Below are 9,367 nucleotides of genomic sequence, written 5' to 3' on the forward strand. Positions count from 1 at the left end.
CGGCAACGGCAACAAGGGCAGCGGCAACGTCGGTGACGGCAACACCGGCGGCACCAACCTGGGTAGTGGAAACATCGGGGACCGCAATATCGGCGGCGGCAATAACGGCAGCGATAATGTCGGAGCTGGCAACGTCCGCAGCGGCAACGTCGGGTTCGGAAACTTCGGGCAGGGCGTCAATGGTGGCCGGAATGTGGGCCTCGGCAATCTCGGTAACGACAACGTCGGCTTCGGTAATACCGGCAATTTCAACAACGGCCTGGGCAATGCCGGCAACGCCAACGTCGGCGCTGGCAATACAGGCATCAGCAATCAGGGCTTGGGGAACACGGGGAGCTCCAACCGGGGCTTCGCCAACAGCGGTGTCGGCAATATTGGCTTTGGGAATACCGGGAACAACAACCTCGGGATCGGGCTGACCGGCAATAATCAGGTGGGGATCGGGGGCTTGAACTCGGGCAGCGGCAACATCGGGTTGTTCAACTCGGGCAACAACAACATCGGTTTCTTCAACTCCGGCAACGGCAACGTCGGCATCGGCAACTCGAGCAACTTGAACGTGGGCGTTGCGAACTCGGGCTCCCTCGTTGGCCCCTTCCAGCCGGGCCATAACACCGGTTTCGGCAACTCGGGCGGGATCAACACGGGTTTCTTCAACGGTGGAGGTGGAAACACCGGCGCCGGCAATGGCGGCTTGGCGAATCTCGGCTTCGGGAACACCGGCACCGTGAACACGGGTAGCTTCAACACCGGAACCCTGAACACGGGCAACTTCAATTCGGGCACCCTGAACACCGGTGACCTCAACTCGGGAAGTGTCAACACCGGCTGGGCGAACTCGGGCGACGTGAACACGGGGCTGTTCAACGCGGGCGACGTCAACACCGCCATCGGAGCGATTGGCGTCGGGCCCGGAACGGTGTCGGGATTCGGCAACACCGGCACGATCAGCTCGGGTTTTTTCAATTCGGGCGACGCCACCTCGGGTAGTCAGAATGCCGGCACCAGCAACTCTGGCTGGCAGAACGCTGTTACTGCCTCGTCCGCGTCGGGCATTGGCAACCGCGAAATGTTCAATGCGGGTATCAGCAACGCCGCACCGATCAGCAGCGGCTTCTTCCACACCGGCGCCAGGACCTCGGGTGGCTTCAACACAACGGCTGACCGGTCGGGCTTTGGAAACTGAGACTGGCACACACCGTACGGCTCAGGCAAACACGTTGGCGATGTCGGCGAGCTGACTGCGGACAGCTTCACCGCAGAAATCCTCGACCCAAGCGGATAGTGCTTGGCCGAGGCGCTGCGTGATGCCCCTTTGACTCTTGCCGACCGAAATCGGCTCGGAGTCTGCGCGTAAGTCCGCTCGTGTCGACTATCAAAAGAATTGACAATATGAACTTCATTTCGGCGACTGGGAAGGACAGTGCGGCGGCGGCGGAGACCACCGAGATTGCGGCCGCGACCGCAGATAAGGTATCGGGGCAAATCGCGGCGCTGTTTGGGGCGCATGCGCTGCGTTATCAGTCGGCGGCGGCAACGGCGCCGGCGCCGGCCCTGGTGCTATCAACGCCGGCTTCGGCTTGGCCGGCACCGACCGGACACCACTGTGGGCTTCGGCTAGACGGGCTAGACGCAGGCCGGCACCCCGGGCTTCTTCGCTAGCAGCGGTTCAGGGTTTCCGAACGGCGGCCAGGGCAGCTGGGGCTTCTTCGGTATGGCTCGTCGGCTTCCCCACGCGTAGCCTGCAAGGACTGGCGTCGATGCGGAAAGGAGCAATCCGGTGGTTGCCCCGAGGATTTCCGGCTGGGTTAGCGCTGGCGTGCTGAGCGTCGGCGCCGGATTGATCATTGCCGCGCCGGCCCATGCCGACCCTAGCCAGCAGTGCAACACCACGTTCGGCCAGACGGCGTCCGAACAAGTCCAGGGTTACCTCGACCGGCACCCCGACGTGAAGGCCGAAATCACGGCCCGTTCCCAGGCGTCCGGGTCAGGTACCGATCTCATCGACTACCTCAATCGCCACCCGGATGTGCGCCAGGCGCTGATAACCCTGGCCAACCAGTGCACCTCGTGAAGTTAGCGGGCTTCGTCGGTGAGCGCCCGCGCCACGCGTGGAAAATGTTCGCGGTTGACTCAAAATAGGAACACGTTCTAGCGTCGAAGTCGTGATCTCTAGTCCCGTTTGTGGCATGTTGACGACCGCGATCGCGGAGGCCGAAGAGCTGGTGATGGGCGCGCCGCACATCGAGACCGAGGCCGACCTGCTCGAAGGACTGCAATATCTGGCCGGCTGCATCGCCGGGTGCGTGCACCTGGCCTTCGACCACGAACGCGACCATCCGATGCTGCAATCAGGCACCGGGCCGTTCACCAAAATGGGCCTGGACAACCCTGACACCCTCTACTTCGGCGCCCGGGTGCAGCCCGATCGCGACTACCTAGTCACTGGCCGGCGCGGCAGCACCACCGACCTGAGCTTCCAGCTGCTGGGCGGTGAGTACACCGACGACAAGGTGCCCGTCAGCCAAGCCGCGTTCGACGACCGTGAGCTTGACATCGCCTCGGACGGAAGCTTCCAGTGGCAGCTGCGCCCGACCAGTCCCGGCCAGCTAGTGATCCGGGAGGTCTACGGCGACTGGTCGCAGCAGCGCGGCACGGTGACGATCTCCAGACTGGACACCGCGGGCACGGCTCCGCCGCCACTAACCCGCCAGAACATCGAAAAGCGTTATGCCGCAGCGGGCAAGCAACTGGTGAACCGGGTCAAAACCTGGTTACAGTTTCCGCAGTGGTTCTATCTGAATATTCCGGCTAACACCATGGCGGCGCCCCGGCTAACCCCGGGCGGCCTGGCTACTCAGTACTCATCGGCCGGTCACTTCGACCTGCGCCCGGACCAGGCGCTGGTGATCACGGTGCCGGTCAGCGACGCTCCCTATCTGGGCTTTCAGCTGGGCAGTATGTGGTACATCTCGCTGGACTACATCAACCACCAGACTTCGCTGAACAACACTCAGGCGCAAGCAGATCCAGACGGCAAGGTCCGCATCGTCGTGGCTGATCGCAATCCGGGGGTGACCAACTGGGTCGAAACGCTGGGCCATCGACGCGGCTTCCTGCAGTTCCGTTGGCAACGGTTGTCCGGTGAGCTCACCGCGGCCGATGGGCCGAATGTCGAGCTGGTCGACTTTGATGCGGTACCGGCCGCGCTGCCGTATCTGGAACACAACAAGATCTGCGAGGAAGACTGGCGCTCGCGAATTGCGCTGCGCCAAAAGCAAGTTGCGGCCAGGATGCTGGGGTGACGATGACAGGGTTGCTGGCGGGAAAGGTAGTCGTTATCAGTGGCGTCGGTCCGGGACTCGGCACCACGCTGGCGCACCGGTGCGCGCGCGACGGGGCCGACCTGGTGTTGGCCGCCCGCAGTGCCGACCGCCTCGACGCTGTTGCCAAACAGGTGATCGCCACTGGGCGCCAGGCCATTGCGGTGCGCACCGACATCACCGCCGACGACCAGGTCAACAACCTGGTCGACGTCACCCTGGAGGCGTACGGCAAGATCGACGTGCTGATCAACAACGCGTTCCGGGTGCCGTCCATGAGGCCGCTGGCCGACACCACCTTTACGCACATCCGAGACGCGATCGAGCTCAGCGCGCTCGGAGCGCTGCGTGTGATCCAAGGTTTCACCCGTGCGCTGGCCGAAACCCATGGCTCGATCGTCAACGTCAACTCCATGGTGCTGCGGCACTCTCAGCCGAAGTACGGCGCCTACAAGATGGCCAAGTCCGCGCTGCTGGCGATGTCGCACTCGCTGGCCACCGAACTCGGAGTGAAGGGAATTCGGGTGAATTCCGTTGCACCCGGCTATATCTGGGGAGACACGCTGCGGGGCTACTTCGAGCATCAAGCCGGCAAGTACGGCACGACGGTGGAGCAGATCTACCAAGCAACCGCGGCACACTGCGATCTCAAACGGCTGCCGACGGAGGACGAGGTGGCCTCGGCGATCCTGTTTATGGCCAGCGACCTGTCCAGCGGTATCACCGGTCAGACTTTGGACGTCAACTGCGGGGAGTATCACAGCTGATGGCTGATCGCACCGATGTCGGAACCGTCGACGAACTGCACGCATCGGCCACCAAGCTGGTCGGGCTCGACGACTTCGGCGCCGACGAGGAAAACTACCGCGAAGCTCTGGGCGTGCTGCTGGACTCCTACCGGCGCGAAGCCGGGCTTACCGTGTTGGGCAGCAAGATGAATCGGTTTTTCCTGCGCGGCGCGTTGGTGGCCAGGCTGCTGTCCGAAGCCGCATGGAAGCAGTACCCGCACTACGCCGACGTCCCGATCGAGCGGCCGATCTTCGTCACCGGGCTGGTACGCACCGGCACCACTGCGCTGCACCGGCTCATCGGTGCCGACCCGGCTCATCAAGGGCTGCATATGTGGCTGGCCGAATTCCCGCAGCCGCGCCCGCCACGCGACACGTGGGAGTCAAACCCCTTGTACTGCACAATCGATGCCCAGTTCACCCAGCACCACCGGGAGAATCCCGGATATACCGGCCTGCATTTCATGGCTGCCTACGAGCTGGAGGAGTGCTGGCAGTTGCTGCGGCAGTCGCTGCATTCGGTGTCTTACGAGACACTGGCGCACCTGCCCAGCTACGCCGCGTGGCTGTCACAGCAGGACTGGACACCGTCATATCGGCGGCACCGCAAAAACCTACAGCTCATCGGGCTCAATGATGCCGAAAAGCGTTGGGTGCTCAAGAATCCCAGCCACCTGTTCGCGCTGGATGCTTTGATGGCGACTTATCCGGACGCGCTGGTGATCCAGACCCACCGGCCGGTGGAGACGATCATGGCCTCGATGTGTTCGTTGGCGCAGCATACTTCCGACGGGTGGTCGACGGTTTTCGTTGGCGCCCAGATCGGTGCCGATTCAATGGACACCTGGTCGCGCGGTTTGCGCCGGTTCAACACCGCGCGGGCGAAGTATGACCCCGCGCAGTTTTACGACGTCGACTACCGCGACCTGATTGCCGACCCGTTGGGCACGGTGGCCGATCTCTACCGGTACTTCGGGCTGACGCTGACCGAGGAGGCGCGGCAGGCCATGGCGGACATCCATGCGGAAAGCCAGACCGGCGCGCGAGCACCCAAGCATCAGTACACGCTGGCGGACTACGGTTTAACTGCCGAAGCCGTTAGGGAGCGGTTCGCGGGGCTGTGAGCCGAGGGATTGGATTCGGGTCAGGTGACCCGATAATGTGGCCCGCGTGACCGGTTATGCGACGCTGATTTTCGACCAGGTCGGCCCTATCACCCGCATTGCGCTGAACCGGCCGGCCGAGGCCAACTGTATGAACGACGTGATGACCCGTGAGTTGGCCGACGCGGCGGCGCGCTGTGACGTCGCTGGCACCAAGGTGGTGGTGCTGACCGCGGTGGGCCGGTTTTTCTGCGCCGGTGGCGATCTGAGGGCGATGACGGCGTCGCCGCTGGGCACCAGAGGGTTCGTCAAGGGCATGGCCGACGACTTGCATCGGGCGGTCTCGACGTTCGCGCGAATGGATGCGGTGCTGATCACCGCCGTCAACGGGGTGGCCGCCGGCGGAGGATTCAGCCTGGCGTTGATTGGCGACCTGGTGCTAGCTGCCGAGTCCGCCTCTTTCATGATGGCCTACACCAAGGCCGGGTTAAGTCCAGACGGCAGTTCGTCGTTTTATCTTCCGCGGCTGATCGGCATTCGCCGCACCCAGGAGCTGATGCTGACCAACCGTCGGTTATCGGCCCACGAGGCGCTGCAGTGGGGCCTGGTGACCGAGGTGGTGCCCGACGATGAACTTGGCAGCCGCACCGACGTGCTTGTGTCCGATTTGGCCGCAGGAGCAACAGGTTCGGCGGCGGCGGTGAAAAAACTGTTGCTGATGTCGTTCAGTAACGGCTTGGAAGAGCAGATGGAGATCGAGGGCAGGCTGATCGCGGAGTGTGCCGGCAGCGCGGATGGCCGCGAGGGCATCGATGCGTTTCTGGCCAAGCGCGCCGCGCGGTTCGCCGGCACTGGACCGGTCGACCCGGTGGTCAGGTGAGTTCGCCCGTGTCGTTCCGGGATTGCTCCAGATAGCCTTCGGCGACGGCGTGCTCAATACTGTCGGCCATTTTTGGGCAGGCCTTGGCGCGCGCGGTGTCCCCGCCGGACGCACGCACCTCGGCGAAATGCGCACATCGCTGCGAAGCCTCGGTATTCCATTGCACCGCAGTATGTCCGGGCCCGAGCCGCTTCACCGCCACGGTGACATGGCAGAAACGGCAATCCACCGGCTGCAGTCCACCTCGCAGGTAACGCTCACGGTCGGCGCGGCTGGCTTCCCGTACGGCAGCGGCGCGTTGCGGGTCGTTGGCGAAATCCCATGTCTTAGACCATGAGCGAGGTGCGTCGTGGGCGTCGGACAGCGATCCGTGAGCATGGTGGTCGCGATACAAAAGCAGCATCGATTGGGCGAGCTGATCGACGTCGGGGACCGCTTGATCGTCGGGCGGGCTCATGTGCGTCAGTGTTGCTCGGCGGGCACGTCGATTTTCTTTGCCGCCAAATTCTTTTCGACCTCTGCATTCCAAAACTCGTTGGCGCGAGTGGTATCCACCTCCATCTCGAAGCGTTCCACCATCTCAGGGGTGATGTCGGCGACATCGACGTAGAACTGCTCATACCAGCGACGCATCTGATATACGGCGCCGTCTTCCTCGACGAGCAGTGGGTTTTCGATTCTGGTCTTGTGCTTCCAGATCTCGACGTCCTGCATAAAGCCTCGGCTGACGCCTTCGGTGAACACCCGCGACAGCTTGTCGGTCATCTTTTCGTCCATGCCCTTCGGCTTTTCGACGATGACACCCCACTGCAAGATGAACGAGTCTTGGGTCACCGGGTAGTGGCAGTTGATCAGTATCGATTCGGATTTGTAGCCGCTGTAGCTGTTGTGCAACCAGTTGATCATGAAGGACGGCCCGAAGTAGGACGCCTCCGAATCCAGGTGTGCTTCGCCGTAGGCGGTACCCAGCCCCTCCACATCGGGGCGGCCGACGTTGTGCAAGTACTGCGAGGCGATATGGCCTTCGAAGACGTTCTTGAAGTACGTCGGCAACCCGTAATGGATGTAGAAGAAGTGCGCCATGTCGGTGACGTTGTCGATGATGTCGCGGCAGTTGGATCCCTCGATGAGGAGGCGGTTCCAGCGCCAGTCCGTCCATTCGTCGCTGGCGGCCTCGGGAATCTCGGGGATTCTGACGGCCGGGTCCGGCGGATTGCCTTCGTGATCATGCCAGACGAACAGCAGGCCGCCGCGCACGTCGGTCGCCCAAGAGCGAGTGCGGGCGGTCTTGGGGGTGCGTTTGGCGTAAGGTACCAGCCTGCAGCGGCCGTCGCCGCCCCAGCGCCAGTCGTGGAACGGGCAGGCGACCTCGTCGCCCTTGATGGCGCCTTCGGACAGGTCGCCGCCCATGTGCCGGCAGTAGCTGTCGAGGATCTTCAGTTCACCCAGCGAGTCGGCGAACACCACCAGCTTGGTGCCAAATGCCGCTACCCCGTGCGGTTTGCCGTCCATGAAGTCCGTCGCGACGCCGAGGCAATGCCAGCCGCGCGCATACCTGGATGGGAAGGTTCCGGCGTCGATTTCCCGGACGCCGACGCTGCTTGTGCCGGTACTCACCCTGTCACCTCCAGATCGCAAACACTAACTAGAACACGTTACAGTTTTTGGGTGGGAGTATGCAACGACGGCGAGCCTGGCCACTGCATATGCATGTTGCGGTATATGTAAACGATGCCGTTATTTTCGTTCGAGGGCCGCTCTCCGCGGGTTGACCCCGCCGCGTTTGTGGCCCCCACTGCCACGCTGATCGGCGACGTCACCGTCGAAGCCGGAGCGTCGGTTTGGTTCAACGCCGTGTTGCGTGGCGACTACGCCCCCGTCGTGGTGCGTGAAGGCGCCAATGTGCAGGACGGCTCGGTGTTGCATGCGCCGCCCGGCATTCCGGTCGATATCGGTCCCGGTGCGACGGTCGCGCATCTGTGCGTTATCCATGGGGTCCATGTGGGACAAGAGGCGTTAATTGCCAACCACGCCACGGTGCTGGATGGCGCGGTAATCGGCGCCCGCTGCCTGGTTGCGGCGCATTCGCTGGTGGTGGGCGGCACTCAGGTTCCGGCCGGGATGCTGGTCACCGGAGCTCCGGCGCAGGTCAAGGGACCGATAGCAGGAACGGGTGCCGAGATGTGGGTCAATCTCAACCCGCAGGCGTATCGGGACCTGGCGCAACGGTTTATGGCCGGGCTGGAGCCGATCTAGCCAGCTCGGCACGGCCGGCGCGTTTAGTCCCCCGGACGGCGAAGCCCGCTAACTGGTCCAGAGTTTCACCACGCGCTTGTGAAAGTCGGTTACATAGACGTTGCCCGCATTGTCGACTGCCACACCGTACGGGAAGTTGAGGTCGGTAAAGAGCAGCGTCGAGACGGTGTTCGAGCCGGCCGCCAGCTTGAGCACCCGGTTATTGTTCAAGTCTGTGAGGTAGACGCCGCCGTTGCGGTCCACCGCCACACCATGGGGAAAGTTGAGTCCGGTAAACGGGAGGTAGGCCGGGGCGGCAGCACCTGCGGCAAGCTTTGCCACGCGGTTGTTTTCACTGTCGGCGACATACACGGCGCCTGCGTCGTCCACTGCCGTGCCCAGTGGGTGACGAAGACCGATGAACGGCAACTCGGTGGGGGTGTTCGAGCCGGCGCGCAGTTCTAACACGCGGTTGTTCCTTGAGTCGACGACGTACACGCTGCCGCTGCGGTCTACTGCCACACCATGAGGCGAACTAAGGCCGGTGAAGGGCAGCTCAGCCGGTGTGTCCGAGCCAGCGGGCAGCTGCAGGACCCGGTTGTTGTACGCGTCGACAACGTAGACGGCGCCGCCGATGTCGACCGCCACCCCTGCAGGTCGGTTAAGGCCGGTGAATGGCAACTCGGTTTGCCTGTCAGAGCCCGCCGCCAGCTTCAATACCCGGTTGTTGGCCGAGTCGGCGACGTAGACATCGCCCGCAGCATTCACCGCCACCCCATCGGGATCCCCTACGGCGAACGGAAGCACGGTTTGTTTGGGGGCGGCTGGAACGCTCGACAGTCCGGCCTCATCGGATGCGTCCTCCTGCGAGGAGCTATGGAAAAAGACCAGGTGTCCAACAGCTGCGAGGATTGCCACGAGGACCACGGCGGCACCCATGATGGCCAGCGTGCGCTGCTTCTGGTGCAGCCGGTTCCCTCTGAATTTCATTGCACTCAAAGCAAGCTCCCTCACCAGCATGCTGATCGCGACACCTGG

The 9,367-nt window shown here is 63.1% G+C and carries 11 protein-coding genes; 8 read left to right on the top strand and 3 right to left on the bottom strand.

From position 1 onward, the window contains the following. The 7 genes from F0Q45_RS21495 to F0Q45_RS21525 form a co-directional block, all read left to right on the top strand. The coding region (locus F0Q45_RS21495) for a beta strand repeat-containing protein (protein ID WP_149655859.1) at window positions 1–1,186 on the top strand (1,186 nt) is incomplete at its 5' end. Window positions 1,187–1,392: 206 nt separating this feature from the next. Beyond that, the gene (locus F0Q45_RS21500; protein ID WP_149655860.1) at window positions 1,393–1,662 is read left to right on the top strand and encodes a PE family protein; all 270 of its coding nucleotides are present in this window, start codon (window positions 1,393–1,395) and stop codon (window positions 1,660–1,662) included. Window positions 1,663–1,780: 118 nt separating this feature from the next. Then, window positions 1,781–2,074, top strand: coding sequence for a hypothetical protein (locus F0Q45_RS21505; protein WP_262491105.1), 294 nt, complete (start codon window positions 1,781–1,783; stop codon window positions 2,072–2,074). 115 nt (window positions 2,075–2,189) lie between these two features. Beyond that, on the top strand, window positions 2,190–3,305 hold the full coding sequence (locus F0Q45_RS21510) for a hypothetical protein (RefSeq protein WP_149655861.1): 1,116 nt from the start codon (window positions 2,190–2,192) through the stop codon (window positions 3,303–3,305). 2 nt (window positions 3,306–3,307) lie between these two features. Continuing rightward, complete coding sequence (locus F0Q45_RS21515) at window positions 3,308–4,090, top strand: SDR family oxidoreductase (RefSeq protein ID WP_149655869.1); 783 nt, start codon at window positions 3,308–3,310, stop codon at window positions 4,088–4,090. Continuing rightward, window positions 4,090–5,235 carry a sulfotransferase family protein gene (locus F0Q45_RS21520; protein ID WP_149655862.1) on the top strand — a complete coding sequence of 382 codons (1,146 nt, stop codon included), beginning with the start codon at window positions 4,090–4,092 and terminating at the stop codon, window positions 5,233–5,235. Before F0Q45_RS21515 ends, F0Q45_RS21520 begins: the two co-directional genes overlap by 1 nt. 46 nt (window positions 5,236–5,281) lie before the next feature. Further along, window positions 5,282–6,094 carry an enoyl-CoA hydratase/isomerase family protein gene (locus F0Q45_RS21525; protein WP_149655863.1) on the top strand — a complete coding sequence of 271 codons (813 nt, stop codon included), beginning with the start codon at window positions 5,282–5,284 and terminating at the stop codon, window positions 6,092–6,094. Here F0Q45_RS21525 and F0Q45_RS21530 read toward each other — a convergent pair. Together F0Q45_RS21530 and F0Q45_RS21535 are read right to left on the bottom strand one after the other, a co-directional pair. Beyond that, a complete protein-coding gene (locus tag F0Q45_RS21530; protein WP_149655864.1) occupies window positions 6,087–6,551 on the bottom strand; it encodes a hypothetical protein in 465 nt (154 codons plus the stop codon). The genes F0Q45_RS21525 and F0Q45_RS21530 overlap by 8 nt on opposite strands. Window positions 6,552–6,556: 5 nt before the next feature. Continuing rightward, window positions 6,557–7,711: a Rieske 2Fe-2S domain-containing protein gene (locus tag F0Q45_RS21535; RefSeq protein WP_149655865.1), complete on the bottom strand. Its 1,155-nt coding sequence runs from the start codon at window positions 7,709–7,711 to the stop codon at window positions 6,557–6,559. Between the two features lie 114 nt (window positions 7,712–7,825). Here F0Q45_RS21535 and F0Q45_RS21540 point away from each other — a divergent pair, with 114 nt between their 5' ends. Beyond that, on the top strand, window positions 7,826–8,350 hold the full coding sequence (locus F0Q45_RS21540; RefSeq protein WP_149655866.1) for a gamma carbonic anhydrase family protein: 525 nt from the start codon (window positions 7,826–7,828) through the stop codon (window positions 8,348–8,350). A gap of 48 nt (window positions 8,351–8,398) precedes the next feature. Here the strand turns inward: F0Q45_RS21540 and F0Q45_RS21545 are convergent, their stop codons facing one another. Next, entirely contained in the window at window positions 8,399–9,349 is a 951-nt protein-coding gene (locus F0Q45_RS21545; protein WP_262491106.1) for an NHL repeat-containing protein, read from the bottom strand. Between the last annotated feature and the right edge of the window lie 18 nt (window positions 9,350–9,367).

The sequence above is a fragment of the Mycobacterium simiae genome (assembly GCF_008370645.1).
In the GTDB taxonomy this organism is placed as follows: Bacteria; Actinomycetota; Actinomycetes; order Mycobacteriales; family Mycobacteriaceae; genus Mycobacterium; species Mycobacterium simiae_A.